This window comes from Dactylosporangium sp. NPDC050688 (genome assembly GCF_040654515.1).
In the GTDB taxonomy this organism is placed as follows: domain Bacteria; phylum Actinomycetota; class Actinomycetes; order Mycobacteriales; family Micromonosporaceae; genus Dactylosporangium.
This window is the reverse complement of the sequence record NZ_JBFAIC010000004.1, coordinates 247,444-271,617: the sequence shown is the minus strand read 5'-3', so window position 1 is coordinate 271,617 and position 24,174 is coordinate 247,444. Positions and strand designations below refer to the sequence as shown.

At 72.0% G+C, this 24,174-nt stretch carries 21 protein-coding genes; 11 read left to right on the top strand and 10 right to left on the bottom strand.

Annotated elements, in window-relative coordinates; all coding sequences use genetic code 11:
• Positions 1–2: 2 nt before the first annotated feature.
• Positions 3–1,352: a GH1 family beta-glucosidase gene (locus tag AB0H83_RS06800; RefSeq protein WP_360088020.1), complete on the bottom strand. Its 1,350-nt coding sequence runs from the start codon at positions 1,350–1,352 to the stop codon at positions 3–5.
• Positions 1,353–1,417: 65 nt separating this feature from the next.
• Between AB0H83_RS06800 and AB0H83_RS06795 the strand changes: the two genes are divergently transcribed.
• Positions 1,418–2,191, top strand: a complete 774-nt coding sequence (locus AB0H83_RS06795; RefSeq protein WP_360088017.1) for an aldo/keto reductase — start codon at positions 1,418–1,420, stop codon at positions 2,189–2,191.
• Positions 2,192–2,242: 51 nt separating this feature from the next.
• On the opposite strand, the gene AB0H83_RS06790 is transcribed toward AB0H83_RS06795, so the two are convergent.
• Positions 2,243–2,698: a hypothetical protein gene (locus AB0H83_RS06790; protein ID WP_360088015.1), complete on the bottom strand. Its 456-nt coding sequence runs from the start codon at positions 2,696–2,698 to the stop codon at positions 2,243–2,245.
• 83 nt (positions 2,699–2,781) lie between these two features.
• On the opposite strand from AB0H83_RS06790, the gene AB0H83_RS06785 reads away from it, so the two are divergent.
• The gene (locus AB0H83_RS06785) at positions 2,782–4,344 is read left to right on the top strand and encodes a methyl-accepting chemotaxis protein (RefSeq protein ID WP_360088012.1); all 1,563 of its coding nucleotides are present in this window, start codon (positions 2,782–2,784) and stop codon (positions 4,342–4,344) included.
• 408 nt (positions 4,345–4,752) lie between these two features.
• Here AB0H83_RS06785 and AB0H83_RS06780 read toward each other — a convergent pair whose 3' ends face one another.
• The 4 genes from AB0H83_RS06780 to AB0H83_RS06765 form a co-directional block, all read right to left on the bottom strand.
• Complete coding sequence (locus tag AB0H83_RS06780) at positions 4,753–5,106, bottom strand: hypothetical protein (protein WP_360088009.1); 354 nt, start codon at positions 5,104–5,106, stop codon at positions 4,753–4,755.
• Positions 5,103–5,228 carry a hypothetical protein gene (locus AB0H83_RS06775; RefSeq protein ID WP_360088006.1) on the bottom strand — a complete coding sequence of 42 codons (126 nt, stop codon included), beginning with the start codon at positions 5,226–5,228 and terminating at the stop codon, positions 5,103–5,105. Before AB0H83_RS06775 ends, AB0H83_RS06780 begins: the two co-directional genes overlap by 4 nt.
• A gap of 170 nt (positions 5,229–5,398) precedes the next feature.
• On the bottom strand, positions 5,399–6,316 hold the full coding sequence (locus AB0H83_RS06770; protein WP_360088003.1) for a hypothetical protein: 918 nt from the start codon (positions 6,314–6,316) through the stop codon (positions 5,399–5,401).
• A gap of 121 nt (positions 6,317–6,437) precedes the next feature.
• Positions 6,438–9,617: an efflux RND transporter permease subunit gene (locus AB0H83_RS06765; RefSeq protein ID WP_360088000.1), complete on the bottom strand. Its 3,180-nt coding sequence runs from the start codon at positions 9,615–9,617 to the stop codon at positions 6,438–6,440.
• A gap of 98 nt (positions 9,618–9,715) precedes the next feature.
• Here AB0H83_RS06765 and AB0H83_RS06760 point away from each other — a divergent pair, with 98 nt between their 5' ends.
• From AB0H83_RS06760 to AB0H83_RS06750, 3 genes are all read left to right on the top strand, one after another.
• A complete protein-coding gene (locus AB0H83_RS06760) occupies positions 9,716–10,210 on the top strand; it encodes a MarR family transcriptional regulator (RefSeq protein WP_360087997.1) in 495 nt (164 codons plus the stop codon).
• Between the two features lie 8 nt (positions 10,211–10,218).
• Positions 10,219–11,628, top strand: a complete 1,410-nt coding sequence (gene gltX, locus AB0H83_RS06755; RefSeq protein ID WP_360087995.1) for a glutamate--tRNA ligase — start codon at positions 10,219–10,221, stop codon at positions 11,626–11,628.
• 64 nt (positions 11,629–11,692) lie between these two features.
• Complete coding sequence (locus AB0H83_RS06750) at positions 11,693–12,961, top strand: cellulase family glycosylhydrolase (protein ID WP_360087992.1); 1,269 nt, start codon at positions 11,693–11,695, stop codon at positions 12,959–12,961.
• Positions 12,962–12,966: 5 nt separating this feature from the next.
• Here AB0H83_RS06750 and AB0H83_RS06745 read toward each other — a convergent pair whose 3' ends face one another.
• The 3 genes from AB0H83_RS06745 to AB0H83_RS06735 form a co-directional block, all read right to left on the bottom strand.
• Positions 12,967–14,292, bottom strand: a complete 1,326-nt coding sequence (locus tag AB0H83_RS06745) for a TIGR04013 family B12-binding domain/radical SAM domain-containing protein (RefSeq protein ID WP_360087989.1) — start codon at positions 14,290–14,292, stop codon at positions 12,967–12,969.
• Between the two features lie 176 nt (positions 14,293–14,468).
• Complete coding sequence (locus AB0H83_RS06740; RefSeq protein WP_360087986.1) at positions 14,469–14,879, bottom strand: hypothetical protein; 411 nt, start codon at positions 14,877–14,879, stop codon at positions 14,469–14,471.
• Between the two features lie 13 nt (positions 14,880–14,892).
• Positions 14,893–15,783 (bottom strand): ParA family protein, encoded by an 891-nt coding sequence (locus tag AB0H83_RS06735; protein ID WP_360088101.1) that lies wholly within the window; start codon positions 15,781–15,783, stop codon positions 14,893–14,895.
• 208 nt (positions 15,784–15,991) lie between these two features.
• Here AB0H83_RS06735 and AB0H83_RS06730 point away from each other — a divergent pair, with 208 nt between their 5' ends.
• A complete protein-coding gene (locus AB0H83_RS06730; RefSeq protein WP_360087983.1) occupies positions 15,992–16,882 on the top strand; it encodes a hypothetical protein in 891 nt (296 codons plus the stop codon).
• Between the two features lie 34 nt (positions 16,883–16,916).
• Here AB0H83_RS06730 and AB0H83_RS06725 read toward each other — a convergent pair whose 3' ends face one another.
• Positions 16,917–19,133, bottom strand: a complete 2,217-nt coding sequence (locus AB0H83_RS06725; RefSeq protein ID WP_360087980.1) for a UvrD-helicase domain-containing protein — start codon at positions 19,131–19,133, stop codon at positions 16,917–16,919.
• A gap of 110 nt (positions 19,134–19,243) precedes the next feature.
• Here AB0H83_RS06725 and AB0H83_RS06720 point away from each other — a divergent pair, with 110 nt between their 5' ends.
• The 5 genes from AB0H83_RS06720 to AB0H83_RS06700 all read left to right on the top strand — a co-directional run bounded on the left by AB0H83_RS06720 (position 19,244) and on the right by AB0H83_RS06700 (position 24,126).
• A complete protein-coding gene (locus AB0H83_RS06720; RefSeq protein WP_360087977.1) occupies positions 19,244–20,251 on the top strand; it encodes a cellulase family glycosylhydrolase in 1,008 nt (335 codons plus the stop codon).
• A 12-nt stretch (positions 20,252–20,263) separates the two neighbouring features.
• Positions 20,264–21,490 carry a helix-turn-helix domain-containing protein gene (locus AB0H83_RS06715; protein ID WP_360087974.1) on the top strand — a complete coding sequence of 409 codons (1,227 nt, stop codon included), beginning with the start codon at positions 20,264–20,266 and terminating at the stop codon, positions 21,488–21,490.
• A 184-nt stretch (positions 21,491–21,674) separates the two neighbouring features.
• The gene (locus tag AB0H83_RS06710; RefSeq protein ID WP_360087971.1) at positions 21,675–22,835 is read left to right on the top strand and encodes an acyltransferase domain-containing protein; all 1,161 of its coding nucleotides are present in this window, start codon (positions 21,675–21,677) and stop codon (positions 22,833–22,835) included.
• A complete protein-coding gene (locus AB0H83_RS06705; RefSeq protein WP_360087968.1) occupies positions 22,832–23,785 on the top strand; it encodes a beta-ketoacyl-ACP synthase III in 954 nt (317 codons plus the stop codon). Before AB0H83_RS06710 ends, AB0H83_RS06705 begins: the two co-directional genes overlap by 4 nt.
• A 95-nt stretch (positions 23,786–23,880) precedes the next feature.
• Entirely contained in the window at positions 23,881–24,126 is a 246-nt protein-coding gene (locus AB0H83_RS06700) for an acyl carrier protein (protein WP_203847813.1), read from the top strand.
• The last annotated feature ends 48 nt before the right edge of the window (positions 24,127–24,174 follow it).

Here is a 24,174-nt window from a genome sequence, read left to right as displayed (position 1 = left end):
TGTCATCCGGTCGGTCCGGCCTGCAAGTCCGGCCGGGGTGCAGCTGAGGTGCAAATCTGCCGGAACCAGTCGAACGACGCCCGGCGCGTCCGCTCCTGGGTCGTGAAGTCGACGTGGACGAGGCCGAAGCGCTGGTCGTACCCCTCGGCCCACTCGAAGTTGTCGAGCAGCGACCATGCGCAGTAGCCGCGCACGTCGACCCCGGCGGCGATGGCCTCGCGGACCGCGTCGAGGTGCCCGGCGTGGTAGTCGATGCGGAACTGGTCGTCGACAGGTGCGTACGAGCATCCGCTCTCGGTGATCCAGACGGGCGGGAGCTTGTCGCCGTACGTGCTGCGCAGCGTGACGAGCAGGTCCCGCAGTGCGGACGGCACGACGGGCCAGCCGAAGTCCGTCGTCGGGTAGCCGGTGATGTCGAGCCGGCTGAACGGCAGGTCTTCGCCGGGCAGCGGGGCGCTGATGAGGCTCGGGTTGTAGTAGTTGACGCCCAGCGCGTCGATCGGCTGGGAGATCACCTGCAGGTCGCCGTCCAGGACGATTGAGTCGATGTCGGCGCCGCCGGTGAGCCCCTCGACGATCGGCGGGTACTCGCCGAGCAGGACCGGGTCGGTGAAGAGCCGGTTCTGCACCAGGTCGTAGAACATGGCGGCGGCCTGGTCGTCCTCGGCGTCGCTCTTCGGCCAGACCGGCGAGTAGTTGTTGGCGAGGGTGACCTGCGCGCCGCTGACGCGGCGCAGCGCCGACACGGCCAGGCCGTGGCCGAGCAGCTGGTGGTGGATGACGGGCAGCAGGTCCATGCCGAGCTGCAGGCCCGGGGCGTGGATGCCCAGGACATGGCCGAGCACGAGGTGGATGTACGGCTCGTTGAGCGTCACCCACAGCTTCACCCGGTCGCCGAGCGCCTCGCCGACGAGTTCGGCGTACTCGCCGAAGCGCATCGCGGTGTCGCGGTCGGCCCAGCCGCCCCGGTCCTGCAGCGCCTGCGGCAGGTCCCAGTGGAACAGGGTGACGAGCGGGTCGATGCCGCGGGCGAGCATGCCGTCGACGAGCCGGTCGTAGAACGCGATCCCGGCGGCGTTGACGGGGCCCTCGCCGGTCGGCTGGACGCGGGGCCAGGAGATCGAGCAGCGGTACGCGGTCGCGCCGAGCTCCTGGATCAGGTCGAGGTCGGACTCCCACCGGTGGTAGTGGTCGCAGGCGACGTCGCCGGTGGCCCCGCCGCGCGTCGTGCCGGGGGTGCGGCTGAACGTGTCCCAGATGGACAGGCCGCGGCCGTCCTCGTCCGCGGCGCCCTCGATCTGGTACGCGGCGGTCGACACACCGAACTGGAACCCTGTTGGAAAGTCCGACATGATCGCACGCTACCGGTTCACGTCGCGCCGCGGAATGATCCGGTCTCTCGGGCAGTATTGGGCGTATGGCACATGAGATCCCAACCGCCGAGCTGGGCCCGGGCGTGCAGCTGCCGGCGATCGGCTTCGGCACCTGGCAGATCACCGGTTCGTCGGCGTACGAGTCGACCCGGACGGCGCTCGACGTCGGGTACCGGCACATCGACACCGCCACCATGTACGGCAACGAGGAGGAGATCGGCAGGGCGCTGCGTGACAGCGGCGTCGACCGGTCGGAAATCTTCATCACCACGAAGCTCCCCCCGTCGCAGGCGGGCCGGGAGCGGCAGACGATCGAGGCGAGCCTGAAGGCCCTCGGTGTTGACCACGTCGACCTGTGGCTCATCCACTGGCCGCCGGCGCGCGGGAAGTCGGTGCCGGTGTGGACGGCGTTCCTGCAGGCCCGCGAGGCCGGCCTGACCCGGTCCGTCGGGGTCAGCAACTACGACGCCGCGCTGATCGACGAGCTGGTCAAGGAGACGGGCGAGACGCCGGTCGTCAACCAGGTCGCGTGGAGCCCCGCCCAGCACGACGAGCGGTTCCTCGCCGACATGCGCGACCGGCGGATCGTGGTGGAGGGGTACAGCTCGCTGAAGAACACGCCGCTGGACGACCCGCGCCTGGTCGCGATCGCCGAGGCGCACGGCGTGACCGTGCCGCAGGTGGTGCTGCGCTGGCAGCTGCACCACGACATCGTCATCATCCCCAAGTCGACCCGCCGGGAGCGGATGGTGGAGAACCTGTCGGTGCTCGACTTCTCGCTGACGGCGGCGGAGCTGGAGACCATCAACGCCTGGTGACGCCCCGGTCCGCGCGCCTGTTTTCGCTGACGGCGGCAGAGCTGGAGACCATCAACGCCTGGTGACGCCGCGGTCCACGCGCGCCCGCCAGCCCCCGTCGCGGGGCTGGCGGCGCAGCGCCGCGAGGGCCTCGACCGCGCCCGTCACCAGCTCGCCGTAGTCGGGCTCCGGTCCCTTCTGGATGAGGAACGCGAGGCCGTTGGAGTTGCTGACGGCCCAGCCGGTGCGCCGCCCGAGCCGGTGCGCCGCGTCCGCGCCGTGCGCGGTGACGAGCTGGATGTCGTACGGGCAGCGCACCTCGCCACCGTCGCGGGTCACCACGATCCTCGCCTGCGCCAGGGCGTCGTCCCGGTTGAGCAGCGCCTGCCACCACCGCCGCCGCGGGGCCTCCACGACCACCTCGACCCCCTGGCCGTGTTCACCCGGGTCGTTGGCGGCCGCGACGGTACGCACGAGCTCCACGACCTTCGCGGTGTCCGACCGGCGGAACGGCACCCAACTGTCCACGGCGACATCTTCGCGCACGCTTTTCCTCAGATGGTCACGTCGTCGGTCGTTCAGTCGGACAGAACATCCGAAAGGACATCACCATGCGCCGCTGGCTCGGTTCCCGCCGCGTCTACACCAAGATCCTCATCGTCGCGGCGGTCGCGATCGCCGGTACCGCTGCCACCGGCATCCTGGCCCTCGCCGGCATCGACGACCTCAGCGACACCCGCAACGAGGAGGTCGGGCGTGCGGTGCCCTACATCACGGCGCTGAACGAGGCGGCCCTGATCGCGAAGTCCGCCGCCAACGACGAGCGCGGCTTCCTCCTCGGCGGCGACCCGTCCTTCCGCGACGATGCCCTCGGCCGCCGGGCCGACATCGACCACCTGCTCGACGCCGCCCGTGCCCTCGCCCCGTCCGGCCGGGCCGTGCAGGAGATCCAGGCCGCCGTCGACGCCTGGTACACCGCGCTGCAGGCCGAGTTCACGCTGTTCGGCACCGACCCCGCGGCCGCCGTGACCGCCGCGCTCGGCCCCAACCGCGACCTGCGCAAGGTGTACGAGAACCTCCTCGACCAGGAGATCACCCGCGCCGACGCGGCCCTCGTCGCCGGCAAGGACTTCGGCGACACGGTGTCCTCGGTCCGCTTCACGGTCATCGTGCTGCTGATCGTCGCGCTCGCGCTGGCCGTCGCGCTCGCCCTCTACATCGCCCGGCTCATCGTCGCGCCGCTCGGCCGCGTCTCCCGCGTCCTGCGCGCCGTCGCCGACGGCGACCTCACCCAGGACCCGGCCGTCGACCAGCGCGACGAGGTGGGCCAGATGGCCGACGCGCTGCGCACCGCCACCGGCAACCTGCGCCGTACCGTGGCGACCCTGGCCGAGCACTCCACGGTCCTCGCCAGCGCCGCCGAGGAACTCGCCACCACCAGTACCCAGAGTTCCCAGGGCGCCGCGACCGGCGCCCGCCAGGCCGGCGCCGTCGCCGGCCTGGCCAGCGACATGTCCGGCGCGATCTCCACCGTCGCCGCAGGCGCCACCGAGATGGGCGCCTCGATCCGCGAGATCGCCCAGAGCGCCACCCAGGCCGTGACCGTCGCCAGCCGCGCCGTCGAGATCGCCGGCACCACCAACACCGTCATGGGCAAGCTCGGCGACTCCTCCGCCGAGATCGGCAACGTCATCAAGGTGATCACCTCGATCGCCGAGCAGACCAACCTCCTGGCCCTCAACGCCACCATCGAGGCCGCCCGCGCCGGCGACGCCGGCAAGGGCTTCGCCGTCGTCGCCTCCGAGGTCAAGGACCTCGCCCAGGAGACCGCCCGCGCCACCGACGACATCAGCCGCCGCGTCGCCGCCATCCAGGCCGACACCACCGGCGCCGTCGCCGCCATCGAAGAGATCACCGGGATCATCGCCCAGATCAACGAGCACCAGACGACGATCGCCTCCGCCGTCGAGCAGCAGTCCGCCACCACCGAGGAGATGAGCCGCAGCGTCGAGCAGGCCGCCGCGACGGGCAACCAGGTCGCCGCGACGATCGGCGAGGTCGCCACGTCGGTGCAGCTCACCACGACCGGCATCACGGAAGCGGAGCGCGCGGCGGGCAGTCTGGCCGAGCTGTCGGGCAGCTTGCGCAGCATCGTCCAGACGTTCCGGTACTGACCGCCGGCCGCCTACCTTGCTCACGTGGGCTACGACATGTCCGCCCAGCGCCCCCGCCCCGATGGCCGGTGCGGCGTTCCTGACCGTCTTCGCGCCCCGGGCAGGTCAACTCCTGGCGCATCAGCGCCGCCGACGGCGGCACCGCGGACCTCTACGCCGCCCTCGCCCACGACACGCCCGACCACCTGATGATCAGCCGGTCCTCGACCGGCTCGGTGCTCGACGTGGAGAGCGTGCTCCAGAGCTGCTCGGCATGTGCACGGCGAAATGCCTGGTAGGTGTTGGTGGGCACGGTTGGGTTCGAACCAACGACCCCCCGCTTGTAAGGCGGTCGCCTTACCGCAGGTCAGGGACACTGCCCAAACCCGCCGTGTCTCTCGCGTGCCCCAGACGTCAGTGCGCGCGGGATCAGCCGGTCAGCGTCGGGTGGCCGGTGCCGGCATGTTTGATCCAGCAGGTGCGGGTCTCATGGTCGACGAGGTACCAGACCCGGCCGCCGGCGGTGACTTCGTACTGCCACTGGGCCAGCGCTCGTCCGCCGTAGGTGTCGGTGGACAGACTTCCTTTGAGTTGGTGCTGTCGACCGGTCGGCGGAGCGGGGCAGGGGTCGGCTTCGATCGCGTCGAATGCGGCTCGGGTGTCTGCGGCTGCTTGCCGGCACAGCTCTTCCCAGCCCTTGGCCGCGTCGTTGGTCGCGAAACGCAGGACGTAACCGCCAGGCCGGGGAGGTGGGGCCGCTCGGTCGCCGCGCTCTGCGCTCACTGCTCGGCGGGCCGAGGCACCGGCCCGAAGTCGTCGAGCGGCTGCGTCGTCAACGCCCGGTGCAGGTCGGGGTCGGCGTGGATCTCCGCGGTGTGCCGCCACTCGACCAGCAGCTGTGACACCGCCGCGCCAGCGGACTTCGAGCGGCTCGACGGTGTTGGTGGCGATCAGCTCGTCGACGGCGCTCTCCGTCCAGCCTCGGCGCACGGGTGCGAACGCGCAGCGTTTGCATGGGGGGCGCGGGGTGGGAACCCCCCGCCGGGGAGCAGGCGGAGCCTGCGCGGGACACAGCTCATTCCAGAGCGGCGAGCAACTCCGCGACCGGGCCGAACGACAGCACGCCTGACTGGGCGCCCGCCTGTTCCGCGGCTGCCGGAAGCAGCGCCGCATGCAACAACCGCATCGTCGGGCGGTCCTCCAGCGCGACCGCCGCCCGCGCCGCGAGGCACAGCCGGGCCTCCAGCAGGGCGTCGTGCGGGGACGGGGGCAGCGACCGCAGGGCCCCGAGGGCCTCGTCCCGGCGGCCGGCGCGGATCAGCAGCAGCGGCCGCACCCACGGCTCGTACGGGCCCCAGTCCCCGCCGGCGTCCACGTCCAGCGTGAGCAGGGACAGGCTCAGCAGGCCCTCCTCCATGCCCGGCATGTCGGCGCGGGCGAGCAGGGTGTGCGCCGTGCGGTACGCCGCCTCCGAGGGCCGGCGCAGTGCGGCGTACAGGGATGTGAACACCCTCACGAGGGGCAGGTCGTAGCGGGTGGCGAGGGTGTCGGCGGCGGTGGCGTGGGCGTCGGCGGCGGGCAGGTTGCCGAGGGCTGCGGCCGACTGCAGCTGGATGAGGTGGCCGAGAACCTCGAACGTGGCCAGGTCGTGCCGGGCGGCCAGGTCGGCGAGCTCGGCGCCGATGGCGGCGCGGGCCGGGGCCAGGCCGGGGCGGTGGAAAGTGTGCATGTAGCGGGCGTTCAACACGAGCGCCAGCTGCACGGGGTCCCCGGTGGTGCGGGCGATGCGCTCCGCGGACGACGCCGACTGCCGGCCGAGCGGGCCGGTGCTGCCGCGCAGCTCCAGGGCCAGGGTGCTGAGGATCCGGCCCCGGTGCGGTTCGTCGAGCGGGCCGGCCAGGGCGCGGGTGGCGGCGGTGGCGAGGAGCCGGGACAGGTGCTCGTCGTCGTTGCGGGGCCAGATGGCGGGCACGTCGAAGGCGGTGAAGGCCATCCGGGCCCTGCTGGCCCCCTGACCCCCAGCGCCGTCCGGGCCTCTGCTGGTCCGCTGATCCCCCCGTACACGACCGGCCACCCCTCGACGTGAGGAGTGGCCGGTCGCGTGTCGGGCCGTCCTAGTGCGACGGGGCGGGCTCGAGCGGGTCGACGCGGTGCCGGCCCTCGCCCTCGTCGCCGGCGGCCGGCGGCTCGGGGGCGGTGGTGACGGCGGCGTGCCGGCCCTCGCGCCGGATCCGGCGGCGCTCCTTCACGCCCTCGACCATCGTGTACAGCGTCGGCACCAGGACCAGGGTCAGCAGGGTCGAGCTGACCAGGCCGCCGATGACCACGATGGCCAGCGGCTGGGAGATGAACCCGCCCTCGCCGGTGAGGCCGATCGCCATCGGCGCGAGGGCGCAGATGGTGGCGACCGCCGTCATGAGGATCGGCCGCAGCCGGTGCCGGCCGCCCTCGATGACCGCCTGGCGGACGGGCATGCCGCCCTCCCGGTACTGGTTGATGAGGTCCATCAGCACGATCGCGTTGGTGACGACGATGCCGATGAGCATCAGTACACCGATCATGGCGGGCAGGCCGAGCGGCGTGTTCGTCGCGAGCAGCAGCAGGATCGCGCCGGTCGCGGCGAACGGGATCGACACCAGCAGGATGATCGGCTGGGCGATGCTGCGGAACGTCGCCACCATGATGACGAACACGATCGCGATCGCGGCGAGCATGGCCAGGCCGAGCTGGGCGAACGCCTCCTGCTGGTCCTCGGTGACGCCGCCGAGGGTCACGGTCGCGCCGGCCGGCAGGGTCAGCTCGTCGAGCTTCTTCTGCAGGTTCGTGGAGACATCGCCCAGGTCGGAGCCTTCGGCCCGGCCGGTGACCGAGGCGCTGCGGTTGCCCTCGATGCGGGTGATGGCGACCGGGCCGGCGCCCTCCTTGACGTCGGCGACCTGGTCCAGGCGCACGAACGGGGTCGTGCCGCTCTGCACCGGGATCGGCAGCGCCTTGAGCTGCTCCAGGGTCGCCGGGGCCGGGCCGGAGCGCAGGATCAGGTCGCGCTGCTGGCCGTCGACGGTGAGCTGGGCGAGGTTCTGCCCGCGGTACGCGGCGCTGACGATGCCGCCGATCGCGGCGTCGGACAGCCCGTACCTCGCCGCGACGTCCCGCTTGACCCGCACGTCGACGCGCGGGCTGCTGGCCGCGAGGTTGCTCTCCACGTCGGCGATGCCGGGAGTGTCGGTCATCGCCTTCTGGGCCTGCGTGGCGGCCTTGGCCAAGTCGTCGGGGTTGTTGGCCTTGACGACGACCTCGAGCTGGTCGGTCGAGCCGCCGCCACCGCCGCCGGCGGTGATCTTCACGACGCCGAACGCGGCCTGGTCGGTGACCTGCTGGCGCAGTTCCTCGATGACCTTGTCGACGTCGGCGTCCTCCTTCGCGCTGACCGAGAAGTTGGCCGTGTTGCCCGACTGGGCGCCGGCGAAGCCGAAGCCGGCCGAGGCGCCGACGGTGACCTGGTAGGTCTCGATGTCGCTGCGGGCGCCGAGGAGGTCCTCGACCTTCTTCGCGGCGGCGTCGGTGACGGCGAGGCTGGAGCCGACCGGCAGCTCCTGGGAGATGGAGAACTCCGTCTGCCCGCTCTGGTCGATGAAGTTCGTCTTGAGCAGGGTGCCGGCGTACATCGTCGCGACGAACACGACGAGGCTGAAGCCGACGGTCGCCCAGCGGGTGGCGCGGCTGCGGGTGACCCAGCTGATGACCGGCACGTAGGTGCGCTGCAGCCGGCTGCGCTCCTCCTTGTCGAGGGCCTTGGCGAGGATCGCCTCGCGCTCCAGGGCGCCGACCTGCTTCGGCGGGCGCAGGAACCAGTACGCGAGCACCGGCACGACGGTGAGCGACACCAGCAGCGAGGCGAGCAGCGCGACGGTGATGGTGACCGCGAACGGGCGGAACAGCTGCCCGGCGAAGCCGCCGACGAGACCGATCGGCAGGAACACCGCGACCGTGGTCAGGGTGGAGGCGACGACGGCGCTGGTGACCTCGCGGACGCCGGTGAGGATCGCGTGGCGTTTCTCCTCGCCGTACTCCAGATGTCGTTTGATGTTCTCCAGCACGACGATCGAGTCGTCCACGACCCGGCCGACGGCGATGGTGAGCGCGCCAAGGGTGAGCAGGTTGAGCGAGTAGTCACCGATCCACAGGCCGATCAGGGCGACGACCACCGACAGCGGGATCGACACGGCGGTGACGAGCGTCGAGCGCAGCGAGAACAGGAAGACCAGGATCACCACGACGGCGAAGAGCAGGCCGAGGGCGCCCTCGGTGCTGAGGCTCTTGATGGACTTCTCCACGAACGGCGCCTGGTCGAAGACCGGAGTGATCGCCGTGTCGCCGCCGAGCTCCTTCTTGAGCTCGTCGAGCTTGTCGCGCACCGCGTGGCTGATCTTGACGGCGTTGCCGTCGGGGGACGCGGTGACGGCGATGCCGAGGCTGGACTTGCCGTCGGTGCGGGTGATCGAGGTGGTCTCGGCCGTCTTCAGCTCGACCTTCGCCACGTCGCCGAGCTTCGTGGCCGGCGTGATGTTGAGCGCCTTCAGGTCCTCCAGGGTCGCGAGGGTACCGCCGACCTGCACCGCCAGGGAGCGGCTGCCCTCGGTGAGGGTGCCGGCGGGGAACGACACGCCGTTGGACTTCAGCGCGGCGGTGAGCGTCTGCGCGTTGACCCCGGCCGGGAACGCCTTCGCCGGGTCGAGCGTGATCTCCACGTCCTGCGTCGCCGCGCCGGTCACCTCGACCGCCCGCACGCCTTCGATCCCCTGCAGCGCCGGCACGACGATCGCGTCGAGCTGCTGGGCGAACGCGACCTGGTCGCCGGTCTTGCTGGCGGCGAGCACCACGGCCGGCAGGTCGTCGGTCGAGCCGGCGATGACCTGCGGCTCGACGGTCGACGGCAGCGTCGACTTGATCCGGTTGATCGCGGTCTGGATCTTGTTGGTGATGTCGGCGATGGACGAGCCGAACTCGAAGGACACCTGGACCGTCGCGACACCCTCGCGGGTGGTGGAGGTGACGTCGGTGAGCCCGGGGACGCCCTGCAGGGCGTTCTCGATCGGCTCGGTGACCTGCTCCTCGACGATGTCCGGCGACACGCCCGGGTACGGCGCGAGCACGAACGCCGCGGGGAAGTCGATCGACGGGATGAGCTGCTGTTTCAGTGACGGGATGGCAATGGCGCCGAAGCCCAGGACGACGATCGCGATGATCGCGACCAGCCCCCGGTTCGCCAAACTGAGCCGGGCGAGGAACGACATGTCTGGAGTCTTCTTCCGATCGGCTAAGACACACGTTAGTTCGTGTGATGCTAACGGTTCGCCTCGCGCAAAGCTTTTCCAGGGGGTAAAACATTGCTGTGACAACTCACAGGAATGCGCTGCTGCTGCGCGTAATGAGGGCCGAGCAGCGTCTGCGCACCCTGTTCGCGTATGACCGGACCAACCGGATCTTCTCAGTAAACCTCACGATGCAGCAGCTCAAGGTGCTTATCCTGCTGTCGCGCCACGACGGGCTCGCCTCCCACGAGCTGACCCGCCACCTCGGGGTGACGTCCGCCACGCTCACCGGCATCGTCGACCGCCTGGTGACCCATGGTTACGTGACCCGCACCGAGGACCGGCAGGACCGCCGCATCCGCCGCATCCACCTGTCGCCGGCCGGGCGCGAGGTGCTGACCGAGATCATGGACAGCGGCAACCAGGCACAACGCCGCCTGCTGGACCGGCTCGACGACGAGACCCTGCTCATGCTGGAGACCGTGCTGTCCCGGCTGCTGGACGCCGCCCGCGCCGACGCCCTGGAGCAGGGCGTCGTTATCCCGGATGACGAGGCCACTAGTCTGGAGGTGTGACGGTTCGCGTGCGTTTCGCCCCCTCCCCGACCGGGATGTTCCATGTCGGCGGTGCCCGCTCGGCGCTGCAGAACTGGATCTACGCCAAGCAGCAGGGCGGGGTGTTCGTGCTGCGGATCGAGGACACCGACGCGGCGCGCAACCGTCCCGAGTGGACCGAGGGCATCCTGACCGCCCTGGAGTGGATCGGCATCGCCCGGGACACCTACGAGGGGCCCTACTTCCAGTCGGCCTACGCGGAGGCGCACACCGCCGCCGCCCACGAGCTGTACACGGCGGGCAAGGCGTATTACTGCGACTGCACCCGCGAGCAGATCCAGGAGCGCGCCGGCGCGCAGTTCCGCGGCTACGACGGCTTCTGCCGCGACCGGGCGCTCGGCCCGGGTGAGGGCCGGGCGCTGCGCTTCCGCTCCCCCGACGAGGGCTCCACCGTCGTGGTCGACCTGGTCCGCGGCGAGCCGACGTTCGACAACAAGCTCATTGAGGACTTCGTCATCGCCCGCGCCGACGGCTCCGCGGTGTTCCTGCTCGCCAACGTCGTCGACGACATGACCATGGGCATCACCCACGTGATCCGCGCCGAGGAGCACCTGCCCAACACGCCGAAGCAGCAGCTGCTGTGGTCGGCGCTGGGCCGCACCCCGCCGGTGTGGGCGCACGTGCCCGTGGTGGTCAACGAGAAGCGCCAGAAGCTGTCGAAGCGCCGCGACAAGGTCGCCCTGGAGCAGTACCGCGACGAGGGCTACCTCGCCGACGCGATGCGCAACTACCTGATGCTGCTCGGCTGGGCCCCGTCGGGCGACCGCGAGATCGTGCCGTGGTCGGTCATCGAGGACGAGTTCCGCCTCGAGGAGGTCAACCCGTCGCCGGCGTTCTTCGACGAGAAGAAGCTGCGCGCGTTCAACGGCGAATACATCCGCGCCCTGTCGCCGGAGGCGTTCGCCGAGGCGTGCCGGCCATGGCTGACCGGCACCCCGGTCGCGCCCGGCAGCACCCCGGTCGCCGCACCCCCGTGGGACCCGGCCGACTACGACCCGAAGGTGTTCGACGCCCTCGCCCCGCACGCGCAGACCCGCATCGCGCTGCTCGCCGAGATCGTGCCGAACGTCGACTTCGCGTTCCTGCCGGAGCCCGCCGTCGACGAGGCCGCCTGGGCGAAGGCGATGAAGGACGGCGCGGCCGACCTGCTCGGCGCGGCCGTCGCGGCGTTCGAGACCGCGGCGTGGGACGCCGAGTCGCTGAAGTCGACCCTGGAGGCGGTCGGCGCCGAGCGGGGCCTGAAGCTCGGCAAGGCCCAGGCCCCGATCAGGGTCGCGGTCACCGGGCGGTCGGTGGGGCTGCCGCTGTTCGAGTCCCTGGAGGTCCTCGGCCGCGACCGCACCCTCACCCGCCTGCGCGCGGCCCTCGCGAAGCTGTAGTACTCCCGGCGCTCGCCTTCTCCGGCGGGTGTAACACGCACCGGCCGGGGTAGCGGTTCGCCTCGTGAGAAGCCTGGTCCTCGTCGCTGTGCTCGCCGGTGCTCTGCTGATGCCGGCGACGGCGCACGCCGAGACGGCCGCCCCGCACACCGGGATCCACGTGCGTGACGGGCGGCTGGTCGAGGCGACCGGCAGCGACCTCGTGCTGCGCGGCGTCAACCACGACTTCATGTGGTACCCGGACCGCAACGGCTCGTTCGCCGGGATCAAGTCCGCCGGCGCCAACGCGGTCCGCATCCCGCTCGGCATCGGCCACCAGTGGCGCCGCAGCGGCGCCAAGGACGTGGCCACGGTCGTCGGGCTGTGCAAGGCGAACCGGCTGATCTGCATCCTCGACGCGCACGACACCACCGGCTTCGGCCAGGACAAGAAGGCCGCCACGATGGCACAGGCCGTCCAGTTCTGGCTCGGCCTGCGTGACGTCCTCGTCGGCCAAGAGGACCACATCATCGTCAACATCGCCAACGAGCCGTTCGGCAACGGCACGACGATGCCGTGGGTGCAGCAGACCACCGACGCGATCCGCACCCTGCGGGCCGCCGGCTTCCGGCACACCCTCATGGTCGACGCGCCCGGCTGGGGCCAGGACGAGTCGTTCGTGATGCGCGACAACGCCGAACGGGTCCGCGACGCCGACCCGACCGGCAACACCGTCTTCGACATCCACATGTACGGCGAGTTCGACACCGCCGCGAAGGTCAACGCCTACCTCAGCTCGTTCACCAGCCGCCGCCTGCCGATCCTTGTCGGCGAGTTCTCCGGCGAGCACCAGTGGGGCGACCCCGACGAGGACGCCATCATGGCCTACGCGGAGGCCCGCGAGCTCGGCTACTTCGGCTGGTCCTGGAGCGGCAACGACAAGCAGTACAGCTACCTGGACCTGGTCGACAACTTCGACGCGGGCAAGCTCACCGCCTGGGGCCGCCGGTTCATCTCCGGCCCGAACGGCCTCACCACCGACACCCGCGAGGCCACCGTCTACCGCAACGCCGCCGGCACCTCCCCGGCGCGCGCCCCGCAGCAGGTCCGCGTGCTGGACGTGACCAGCTCGACGGTCACCCTCGGCTGGAAGCCCCGGCGCAACGCGTCGTTCCAGGTCGTCGCCGTGGAGGGCGCGGCGGAGGTCCGGGTCGCCACGACGAGCCGGTCCACGGTCACCGTGCCCAAACTGCGCGGCTCCACGGACTACACGTTCGCCGTGTACTCCCGCGACCTGCTCGGCACCCGCTCACCACGCTCGGCCCTGGTCGCCGCGGTCACTCCCCCGGCATAACCCCCTCAGCCGGGCGGCTCGCTTCCGGTGGCGGGGCGGTCGGTCAGCGGCAGCAGGGTGCGGCTGCGGCCCGGGCGGGGGTACTCGACCGCCGCGGCGGCGAGGCGGGTGGCGTGCTCGCGCTGCTTCTGCCAGTGGCCGTACAGGGCGCCCTGCTGGGCCAGGCGGGACACGGCCCGGATGGTCTCGGGGTCGACGTCGCCGGGTGGGGCGTCGCGCCAGGGGGTGCCGGGCAGCGGCATGAAGACGTGCGAGTGGATGCGGGCGCCGAGGGCAGCCAGCTCCTGGGCGAGCTTCAACGACGCCTCGGCGTCGGCCGGGTCCTCGCCGGGCATGCCGAAGATCATGTCGACGTTGATGCGGAAGCCCTCGGCGATGCCGATGCGGACCGCGCGGCGGACCGACTCGACGTCGTGACCGCGTTTGGCGGCCTCCAGGACGCGTTCCGAGCCCGACTGGGCGCCGACGATGAGATTGTCGTTCGCGCAGTACCGCTTGACGAGGCGCAACGCGTCGACGGTCATGTGCTCGGGGCGGATCTCGCTCGGGAACGAGCCGAAGAACACCCGGCCGCCGGGGCCGATCCCCTCCTTGCAGGAGGCCAAGAGGGCCTCGACGGCGGCGAGGTCGGGCTCCTCACCGTCGGTGCCGTAGGACAGCGACGTCGGGGTGATGAACCGCACGTCGCGCTTGCCCAGCTCCCGCATCCGGTCGACGTGCCAGCGCACGTTCTCCACGCTGCGGTGGCGGAACTTCGCGGAGAACATGAACGGCGTCTGGCAGAAGCGGCACGCGTACACGCAGCCGCGGGTGATCTCGATCGGGTTCATCCGCTTGTACGTGAGCGGGAACGCCCGGTACGTGCCGAGCGGCTCCTTGTGCGCCTTGCCGGTGCGCACCAGGCGGCCGGTGCCGTCGCGGTACACCAGGCCGGTGATGCCGGCCGGGTCCCCGCCGCTGTCGACGAGGTCGAGCAGCGTCCGCTCCCCCTCCCCGACCGCCGCGACGTCCCAGCCCGCGTCGAGGGTCTGCACCGGCTCGGCGGTCGCGTGCACGCCGCCGGCCACGTGGGTCGCGCCGGGCGCGGCGGCCTTGATCGTCGCGAGCTCTTCGGCGAGCGCGGCCGCGTCCGGCGAGTAGAACGACCACAGCACCAGCGTCCGGGCGCCGCGGGCGGCGGTGATCGCGTCGATCGTGGCCTGCGCCGACTCGGCGAACACCACCTCGTAGCGGGTGTCCGTGCCGTGCTCCTCGAGGGCCGCGAGCAGCGTGTGGAACCCGTACGTCACCGCCTTGCGGTACCGCAGCACCAGGACGAGATCGGTCAGCACGGTCATATCCTGCCAGGCCTCTCAGGAGGCCGGCCGCTGCCACAGCGACCACTGCGGTGGGCCGGGGGCACCGGCTGCTGTTCGTCGCGCTCACCCGCACGATCCGCCACCTGGACATCGTCCGCGCCGACGCCTTCGGCCCGGCGAGAGACGCGAGGCGACGGAGCGCGGCGCCGTCAGCGGGACGCCAGCCGGCTGATCGCCGCCGAGTCGAGGCGGCGCCCCACCACCGAGTCGACGATCTTCGTGATGACGGCGTCCTTCGTCGACTTGCTCGGCAGCGCTACCCCGAGGACCTTCGCCAGCTCGCGCAGCTGCGGCACGGTCAGGCGCTCGTCGTGGAGGTACTGCACGGCCGCGGCGCGGGTGCCGATCTCGGCCAGCATCGTCTCGATCTCCGCGACCGGGCGGGACAGCGGTTTCGAAGCGGTGGCGCGGGAGGGGGCAGCCGCGCGGCCGGCGCGCGGGACCAGCGTGAGCGTCGCGGCGCCCGAGGCGAGGTCGGCGAGCTGGTCGGCCGGCAGGGACTTCACGAACGCGGCGACCTTAAGCAGGACGTCGTGGGCGAGGTCGGCCGGGTCGGTCATCGCGGGCTACTCCTCAGATCCGGGTGCGGGCCAGGAACTCACTGGTCAGCTGCTGAAACTCGTATCGTAGGGTCTCGATCGAGGCGGTGCCGGGCGGGGCGAGGACGACGGGAAGGCTGCGCTCGCCGGCGTCGGTGACGGCGGTCTTGTTGTCACGGACGGTCTGGCGGAAGACGGGGATCTCGATACGGGAGGTCTCGTTGACCGAGGTGCGCTGGGAGATCAGCGGGCCGGTGCCGGTGTACTGCACCATCGTGTAGACCACGCCGATGATCTCGGGGTTGATCGGGCGGGGTGCGGCCGCGTTGTACTCCTCGACCAGGCGGGACATGCGGGTCCGCAGGTAGTCGATGCCGCGGGTGGACAGGTAGTCGGGGCGGGCCGGGACGATGACGTGGTCGCTGGCGACCATCGCGGTGCGGGTGACCATGTTGAAGTTGGGTGCGCAGTCGATGAGGATCGAGTCGTAGCCGTCGAACGCGTGGTCGCTGAGGGCGTCGGCGAGCAGCCGGTGCACCGGCAGGTAGCGGGGGTTGCCGGTCTGCAGGCGGGCGCCGCCCAGGGCCGCGGCCAGGTCCAGGTCGGTCTCGATGAGGCCCAGGTCGCCGGCGAGCAGGTCGAGCCGCCCGCCCAGCGGCTGCACGACGGCGTTGACCTCGCGGGGGCTCACCACGTACTTGTGCAGCGGCTCGGCGGCGTGGGTGGCCAGGTACCCCTCGAACCACGGCAGGATCGTGCGCCGCGACTCGAACTCGGCCGGGCGGTAGAAGGAGAACGTGAGGCTCGACTGCGGGTCGAGGTCGATGAGCAGCACCTTGCGGCCGCGGGCGGCGAGCTCGGCGCCGATGTTGGCCGTCAGTGTGGTCTTGCCGACCCCGCCCTTGTAGTTGATCACCGAGACCACGCTCAAGCCGTCACCTCCGCCGCGCTCCGGGACCGCTCATGGCAGCAGCATGACATCGGCCCGCTCCGTTGTCGTCCCTCGCCGGTGGCCGTTAGGCTGTCTTTCCTATCGACTGGATAGGTATGTGGCTGATGGCGTTGCCGGTCGGGTGAGTCGTACGCAGACTGGCTGAGCCTCGAGCACGCCAGCAACTACCACTAGGAGTGTCGTGTCAGCGTTGCCCCGCCTCACGGGTTCCACCGTCGTCGTCGCACCGCCCGAGGGCGGCCCCGGCAACTGGGCCGGCGGTCCGAGCGCCGTGGTGCACGGGTCGTCGGTGCTCCTCGCGTACCGCCTGCGCCGGCCGATCGGGTCGGGGCGCGGGTACGCCAACGTGATCGCCCGCTCCACCGACGGCGGGCTGACGTTCACGCCCGTGGCGGAGGTGTCGAAGGAACGCTTCGGCGGCGCCTCCCTGGAGCGCCCCGCGCTCGTCGTCACCGCCGAGGGGCGCTGGCGGCTGTACGTCAGCGTCGCCACCCCAGGCACCAAGCACTGGCGGGTCGACCTGCTGGAGGCCGACGAGCCGGAGAAGCTCGGCGAGGCGCCCGCGCTCACCGTCCTGCCCGGCTCCGACGAGGAGGGCGTCAAGGACCCGGTCCTGCACTTCGACGGCCGGCGCTGGCACCTGTGGGCATCGGTGCACCCCCTGGAGACCGCCGAGCACGCCGACCGCATGTCGACCTGGTACGCGACCAGCGCAGACGGCGTCGACTGGACGTGGCACGGCGTCGCCCTCGCCCCGCGGCCCGGCGCCTGGGACGCCCGCAGCGTGCGGCTCAGCGCCGTGGACGTCCGCGACGGGGTGCTGCGCGCCACGTACGACGGCCGCGCCACCGCCGAGGAGAACTGGGAGGAGCGCACCGGCACCGCCCGCGGCACCCTGGGCGCCGACGGGCTGTTCACGCCGCTGACCGCGGCCGACGCCGAGCCGTGCGGGTCGCCGCACGCGCCGCACGGGCTGCGCTACCTGACCACGATCCCGGGCCGCCTCTACTACGAGATCACCCGCGAGGACGGTGCCCACGAGCTGCGCACCGAGCCGTCCCTGGACGAGTAGTCGGCAAGCGGCTCGGCAACCGACCCCGAGGGAATCAGTCTCGGCGGTGGCGGCCTGACGGGCGGGAGCGGTCGGCGCGGGCGTCGAGCAGGGCGGCGGTGCGCAGCAGGACCTCGTCCCACATCGGCACCGGGGCGCCGGCGACCACCAGTGCCGCGAGGTCCTCGGCGAGGCGGTCCAGCTGGGTCATGTCGAGCGTCGGGTCGGCGTCGGGCTCGATGACGGTGCGCTGGCGGGGGATGCGGGAGGTGACGTCGGGGGCGGGCTCGACCGGCAGGGGGTCGCCGGCGCAGACGATGTCCAGGTAGCGGATCGTGCGGGTGAGCGCGACGAACAGCAGCCGGTGCCCGCGGTCGTCCTCGGCGACGATCTCCTCGGGCTCGACCACGATGACCGCGTCGAACTCCAGGCCCTTCGCCTCCTGGGGGCTGACGAGGTTGATCGCGTGGTCGAGCTCGCCCTGGTCGGCGCGGCCCCACTGCAGGTCGTTGGCGTGCAGGGCGAACTCGAGCTCGGCGCGGCAGGCGGCGGGGCAGACGATGCCGACGAAGCGGCCGCCGAGGGCGTGGTCCTTGGCGATGAGGGCGGCCCGGCCGGCGCGTTCCGCGGGCTCGACCACGTGGACGCCGGGGTCGGCGGGGCCCTCACGGACGGCCCTGGTCGGCTCGACGTCGGGGGCGGCGACCGGGAGGAGCTCGGCGGCCAGTTCGTAGACCTGGCGCGGGACGCGGTAGCCGTACCGCAGCCCGACGACGACCTGGGGCAGCTGGGTGGGCAGGTGCTCGGTGACCTCGCCCCAGTGGTCGCGGGCCCAGGCGCCGGTGGACTGGGCGAGGTCGCCCACGACGGTGAGGGAGCCGGTCGAGGAGCGGCGGGCGACGGCGCGCAGCTGCATCGGGGAGAGGTCCTGCGCCTCGTCGACGACGATGTGGCGGTACCGGCGCGGCGGGCCGTTGAGCAGCTCCTCGAGCTCGTCGAGCAGCGGCAGGTCGGTGTTGCTCCAGATCTGCTCGGAGAGCTTGTCGGCGCCGCGGCGGTGCAGCAGGGCGAGCTCGTCGGCGGTGAACTCGTCGCCGGCGGCGTTGGCGAGCCTGGCGCGGGAGCCCAGCAGGGCGCGCAGGAACGCGGCGGCGCTCTGCAGCGGCCAGAGGCGTTCCAGGAGGTTCTCGACCGGGCCGAGGCGCTCGGGGTCGGTGGGGCCGCCGCGGCCGCGGACGAGGTCGGCGAGCTGGGCGCGCAGGCGTTGGCGGCGTTGCGCGTAGGGGCCGCCGGCCTGCCGGGCGGCGGCGACCGCGGCGGCCACCTCGACGCCGGACAGCGTGATGAACGCGCCGTCGAAGAGCAGGCGTTCGGCGGGTTCGGGGGTGCCGACCCGGTTCTCCAGGGCGCGGGCGAGCAGCCGGGCCATGCGGGCCTCACCCTTGAGCCGGCGGGTCTCCGGCGCCTCGGGCCTGCCGCGCTGTACGGGCGGCCCCAACTGGTCGATGTCGAGCTGCGCCACGTCGGCGTCGCCCAGGCTCGGCAGGACGGTGCGGATGTAGCGGGTGAAGGCCGGGTGCGGGCCGACGACGAGGACGTCCTGGGGGCGCAGGCGGTCGCGGTGGTTGAACAGCAGCCACGACACGCGGTGCAGGGCGACGGCGGTCTTGCCGGTGCCGGGGCCGCCCTCGATGACGAGCAGCTGGTCCAGGGGCGAGCGGATCAGCCGGGACTGGGCGCCCTGGATGGTGGCGACGATGTCGGTCATCGTGCCGGTGCGGCCCCGGTCGAGCTCGGCCAGCAGCGCGTCGTCGGGGGCGTCCAGCGCCGCGACGGCGCCGGCGAGCTGGGCGAAGACGACGTCGTCGAAGTCGCGGATCTGGTTGCCGGTGCAGTGGAACGTGCGTTTGCGCTCCAGGCCGCGCGGGTCCTCGTGGGTGGCCTCGTAGTAGAGGGCGCCGATCGGGGTCTGCCAGTTGACGACGAGGACCTGCCGCTGGTCGTCCAGGACGGTCTCGCGGCCGATGTAGAAGACGTCGCCGACGCCGGGGTCCGCGGGCGTGCAGTCGATCCGGCCGAACGCGACCTGCTCCTCGGGGGCGGCGAGGGCCTCCTTGCGGTTGCGGCGGAAGAGCGCCAGGCGGCGTCCGGCGCCGGCGTTCGCCGCGGCGTCGGGGGCCTCGCCCAACTCGGCGCGGACCCGCTCGCGATGCTTGCGGGCCAGGTCGAAGTGCTGCTGCTCGGTCGCCAGCTCGGCCGACTTGGACTCCACGGCCCGCCTTTCAGCGATCTTGACCACGGTACGTGTTGCCAAGATTACCCGCGGCCAGGGACCGTGGTCGATAGCCGTTTGGTGGGCACATCGGCGGGTAGCGCCCGGCCGTGCTGATCAGAGCGGCGTTCCTCGCCCTGCTGCTGTCGTTGCTCGGTGCGGCGTACGTGTCGGTGGAGCCCGCCTACGGGGCGAGCGGCATCAAGGCCCAGGGCGGGCACCTCGTCGAGGCGAACGGGGAGCGGCTCGTGCTGCGGGGGGTGAACCACGGGTACTACTTCGGCAAGGGCCCCGAGTCGGTGTTCGCGGACATCAAGGCCGCCGGGGCGAACTCGGTGCGGGTGGCGCTGTCCAGCGGCACCGGGTTCCCCGCGACGACCCCGGCGGAGGTCGCCGGCATCATCGGCCGGTGTCGGGCGAACCGGCTGATCTGCGTGCTCGACGTGCACGACACGATGGGCTACGGCACGGAGCCCAACGCCGCGACGATCGCGCACGCCGTCGACTACTGGCTGACGCTGCGCAAGGTGCTGGTGCGGCAGGAGTCGTACGTCATCATCAACGTCGCCAACGAGCCCTCCGGGCACGCGGTGAACATGGACTGGGTCGGCGACACGAAGACCGCGATCACCCGGCTGCGCGGCGCCGGGCTGCTGCACGCGATCATGGTCGACGCGCCGAACTGGGGCAACGACTCCTTCCACGTCATGCGCGACCACGCGGCCGAGGTGTTCGCCGCCGACCCGGAGCACAACACGATCTTCGACGTGCACATGTACGGGCCGTTCGACACCGCGCCGAAGGTCGCCGCCTACCTGGACCCGTTCGTGCGGCAGCGGCTGCCGATCGTGGTCGGCGAGTTCTCCGGGATCCACCAGTACGGCGACCCCGACGAGGACGCGATCATGGCGTACTGCCGGCGCCACGACCTCGGGTACCTGGGCTGGTCCTGGAGCGGCAACAGCCCCGAGTACCACTATCTGGACATGGTCGAGGCGTTCCGGCCGGCGAAGCGGACCGGCTGGGGGCGGCGGCTGATCGACGGCCCTGACGGGCTGCGGCAGACCTCGCGGGAGGCCGGGATCTACGGCGGCTTCTGGTTGGCGGCCAGACGATGAAAAGCTGTGCGGGTGACGAACCAGGAGCTGCCGGGAGGGCGTGACGGCCACCAGAGCCTCGAGGCGAGCGTGCGCTCGATCGAGCGGGCGGCCGGCGCCCTCGCGACCGCCAGCGTGGCGCGGATGGATGAGACGCTGCCCTGGTTCCGGGAGCTGCCGGCCGACCAGCGCGCGTGGGTGATGCTGGTCGCGCAGGCCGGCGTGCGGTCCCTGGTCGAGTGGCTGCGCAACCGGGAGGAGGGCGGCGCCCCGCCGCCGGACAGCTCCGACGAGTTCTTCGACGCCGCGCCGCGGGCCCTGGCCCGCTCGATCAACCTTGGCCAGACGGTCCAGCTGATCAGGGTGACCATCGAGGTCGTCGAGGAGCAGCTGCCGCACCTGGCCGCGGAGGGCGAGGAGGCCGGCATCCGGGAGGCGGTGCTGCACTACAGCCGGGAGGTCGCCTTCGGCGCCGCCCGCGTCTACGCGCGGGCCGCGGAGACCCGGGGCGCCTGGGACGCGCGGCTGCAGGCGCTGCTGGTCGACGCGCTGCTGCGCGGCGACTCCTCCGACGTCCTGGCCAGCCGGGCCGCGGCGCTGGGCTGGGCGGACGCGCCGCCGGTCGCGGTCGCCGTGGGCCGCTCGCCGGGCGGGGAGGCCGCGGCGGTGCTGCACACCGTCTACCGGGCGGCCCGCCGCATCGGCGTGGAGATCCTCGGCGGGGTGCACGGCGACCGGCTGGTCGTGGTCCTCGGCGGCGCGCCGGACCCGATCGCGGCGACCGAGCGGCTCCTGGCCGGCTTCGGCGAGGGCCCGGTGGTCGTCGGCCCGGCGGTGCCGTCGCTGGACGAGGCGACCGAGTCCGCCCGCGCCGCCCTGGCCGGCTTCCGGGCCGCGCCCGCCTGGCCGGCCGCGCCCCGGCCGGTGGCCGCCGCCGACCTGCTGCCGGAGCGGGCCCTGGCCGGCGACGCCGAGGCCCGCCGGATCCTGCGCCAGGACATCTACGGCGCCCTGGTGCGCGCCGGCGGCGAGCTACTGGAGACCCTGGACGCGTTCTACGCCGGCGGCGGGGTCCTGGAGGTCGCCGCCCGCGGGCTGTTCGTGCACCCCAACACCGTGCGGTACCGGCTGCGCCGCATCGGCGAGGTCACCGGGTTCGTCCCGTTGGTACCACGTGACGCGTTTGCCCTGCGGATCGCGCTGACCATCGGCAGACTGGATCCGTTCGCACCCGCACCATCCGGCCCGCCGCCGCAGTGACGGATTTCATCGCCGCAGTGACCCAGGTCGCAGGGAAGGTGAACGTAGGATTGCGGTGGGTGACGGCGTGGATCTGTTGGGGCAACACCACGCAATCTTTTGTAGGGTTCCTACAAACGAGGTGGTCCACTTTGGTGCGTAGCGCTACCCGCGCGATTGACGGGAATCCGGAAAAGTCATAGACGTGCTCGCCGTACTCGCCCCAGGGCAAGGCTCCCAGAAACCCGGCTTCCTGACCCCGTGGCTCACGCTGCCCGGCGTCGAGGCCCGCCTGCGCTGGTGGTCGGTCCTCGCCGGGGTCGACCTGGTCCACCTCGGCACCGAAGCCGGCGCCGAGGAAATCAAGGACACCGCCAAGACCCAGCCGCTGCTCGTGGCCGCAGCGCTGGTCACCGCGGAGCAGCTGCCGATGCACGACGCCGCCGTCTTCGCCGGCCACAGCGTCGGCGAGCTCGCCGCGTCGACCCTGGCCGGGGTGTTCAGCCCCGAGGCCGCGGTCACCCTCGCCGCGGTCCGCGGCCGGGAGATGGCCGCCGCGTGCGCCCTCGAGCCGACCGGCATGAGCGCGATCCTCGGTGGCGACCCCGACGAGGTGCTCGCCACCGTCGAGGCCGCCGGGCTCTACCCGGCCAACCGCAACGGCGCCGGCCAGGTCGTCGCCGCCGGCGCGCTCAGCGGCCTGGAGAAGCTCGCCGCCAACCCGCCGGCCCGCGCCCGCATCATCGGGCTGCAGGTCGCCGGCGCGTTCCACACGCCGTACATGGCGCCGGCCGAGGAGGCGCTCGCCGCGATCGCGGCCGGGGTCACCACCGCCGCGCCCGCGAAGCTGCTGCTGTCCAACCGCGACGGCTCCGTCGTCGACCACGGCCCGAGCATGCTGCAGCGCCTGGTCAAGCAGGTCACCGCGCCGGTGCGCTGGGACCTGTGCATGGCCGCCCTGGTGGACCTCGGCGTCACCGCCGTGATCGAGCTGGCGCCCGCCGGCACCCTCGCTGGGCTGGTCAAGCGCACCATCAAGGGCATCGAGATCGTCAGCGTCAACACGCCCGACGACCTGGCCGCCGCCCGTGATCTGATCACGCGGCACGGCAGCGCGCCGGTCCACGAGCCGCACCAGCAGTTCAGTGTGGTCGTGGCCACGACGGCCGGCACGTTCACCCCCGTCGAGGGCCTGGTCGAGGGCACCGAGGTGAGCGACGGGCAGCGCATCGGCGCGGTGCAGACCGGGCAGGGGCCGATCGACGTCACCACCCACGGCGCCGGCGTGCTCGCCGAGTGGCTCGTCGCCACCGACGAGCCGGTCGCGCCCGGCCAGCCGCTCGCTCGCATTGGAGACCAGCTATGAACCAGCCGACCGGGTCGAAGATCCTCGCGTTCGGGCACTACCAGCCGTCACAGGTGGTCACCAACGACGACCTGTCCAAGGTGATCGAGACCAACGACGCGTGGATCCGGGACCGGGTCGGCATCGCCGCCCGCCGCGTCGCCGGCAGCGAGAGCGTCGCCGACATGGCGACCGCCGCCGCCGGCAAGGCCCTCGCCGCGTCCGGGCTCACCGCCGCCGACATCGACCAGGTGATCGTCGCGACGTGCAGCTCGATGGACCGCTGCCCCAACGTGGCGACCCGGGTCGCGGCGAAGCTCGGCATCCTGGCGCCGGCCGCGTATGACCTCAACACCGCCTGCTCCGGGTTCTGCTACGGCCTGGCCAGCGCCGACCACGCGATCCGCGCCGGCGCCAGCCGCAACACCCTGGTCATCGGCGCGGAGAAGCTCTCCGACATCACCGACTGGACCGACCGCACCACCGCCGTGCTGTTCGGCGACGGCGCCGGCGCCGCGGTTGTCACCGCGACCTACGGCGACGAGCCGACCGGCGTCGGTCCCGTCGTGTGGGGCTCGGCGCCCGAGAAGGGCGACGTGCTCAAGATCGAGGGCTGGCGGCCCTACATCAAGCAGGAGGGCCAGGCCGTCTTCCGGTGGGCCACCACCGCCATCGCGCCGTTCGCGCAGGCCGCCCTGGACCGCGCCGGCGTGCAGGGCAAGGACATCGCCGCGTTCGTGGCGCACCAGGCCAACACCCGCATCATCGACGGCATCGTGAAGCGGCTCGACCTGCCCAACGCCATCATCCTCAAGGACCTCGTCGAGTCCGGTAACACCTCGGCGGCGAGCATCCCGCTCGCGCTGTCCAAGGCCGTCGAGCGGCGCGAGGTCCCCTCGGGCGCACCGGTGCTGCTGTTCGGCTTCGGCGGCGGCCTGACGTATGCGGGGCAGGTCATCCGCTGCCCCTGAGCCCTCGGGCCGCTGTGCCGCTGTGCCGGCGTTTGTTGTTTCTCCAGCGTTCGACTCCGTGTCGGCCCTGCGTCAACCCAAGGAAGGAAAGCTCTATGTCCACCCGTGAAGAGATCGCCGGCGGTCTCGCCGAAATCCTCGAAGAGGTCGCCGGGGTCAACCCCGACGACGTCGCCGAGGAAAAGTCGTTCACCGACGACCTGGACGTCGACTCGCTGTCGATGGTCGAGGTCGTGGTGGCGGCGGAGGAGAAGTTCGGCGTGAAGATCCCGGATGACGAGGTGCCGAACCTCAAGACCGTCGGTGACGCCGTGTCGTACATCGTGAAGTCGCAGGCCTGAGAGCCGTTGTCGCGGTCTCGGGTCCGGACGGTCACCCCGGACGTGCCC

Excerpts from the sequence above, each read along its gene's own strand:
- AB0H83_RS06705 (WP_360087968.1), top strand. The coding sequence starts at position 22,832 with ATGAACCAGCCGACCGGGTCGAAGATCCTCGCGTTCGGGCACTACCAG.
- AB0H83_RS06765 (WP_360088000.1), bottom strand. The coding sequence starts at position 9,617 with ATGTCGTTCCTCGCCCGGCTCAGTTTGGCGAACCGGGGGCTGGTCGCG.
- AB0H83_RS06800 (WP_360088020.1), bottom strand. The coding sequence starts at position 1,352 with ATGTCGGACTTTCCAACAGGGTTCCAGTTCGGTGTGTCGACCGCCGCG.
- AB0H83_RS06700 (WP_203847813.1), top strand. The coding sequence starts at position 23,881 with ATGTCCACCCGTGAAGAGATCGCCGGCGGTCTCGCCGAAATCCTCGAA.
- AB0H83_RS06770 (WP_360088003.1), bottom strand. The coding sequence starts at position 6,316 with ATGGCCTTCACCGCCTTCGACGTGCCCGCCATCTGGCCCCGCAACGAC.
- AB0H83_RS06740 (WP_360087986.1), bottom strand. The coding sequence starts at position 14,879 with ATGACCGACCCGGCCGACCTCGCCCACGACGTCCTGCTTAAGGTCGCC.
- AB0H83_RS06785 (WP_360088012.1), top strand. The coding sequence starts at position 2,782 with ATGCGCCGCTGGCTCGGTTCCCGCCGCGTCTACACCAAGATCCTCATC.
- AB0H83_RS06795 (WP_360088017.1), top strand. The coding sequence starts at position 1,418 with ATGGCACATGAGATCCCAACCGCCGAGCTGGGCCCGGGCGTGCAGCTG.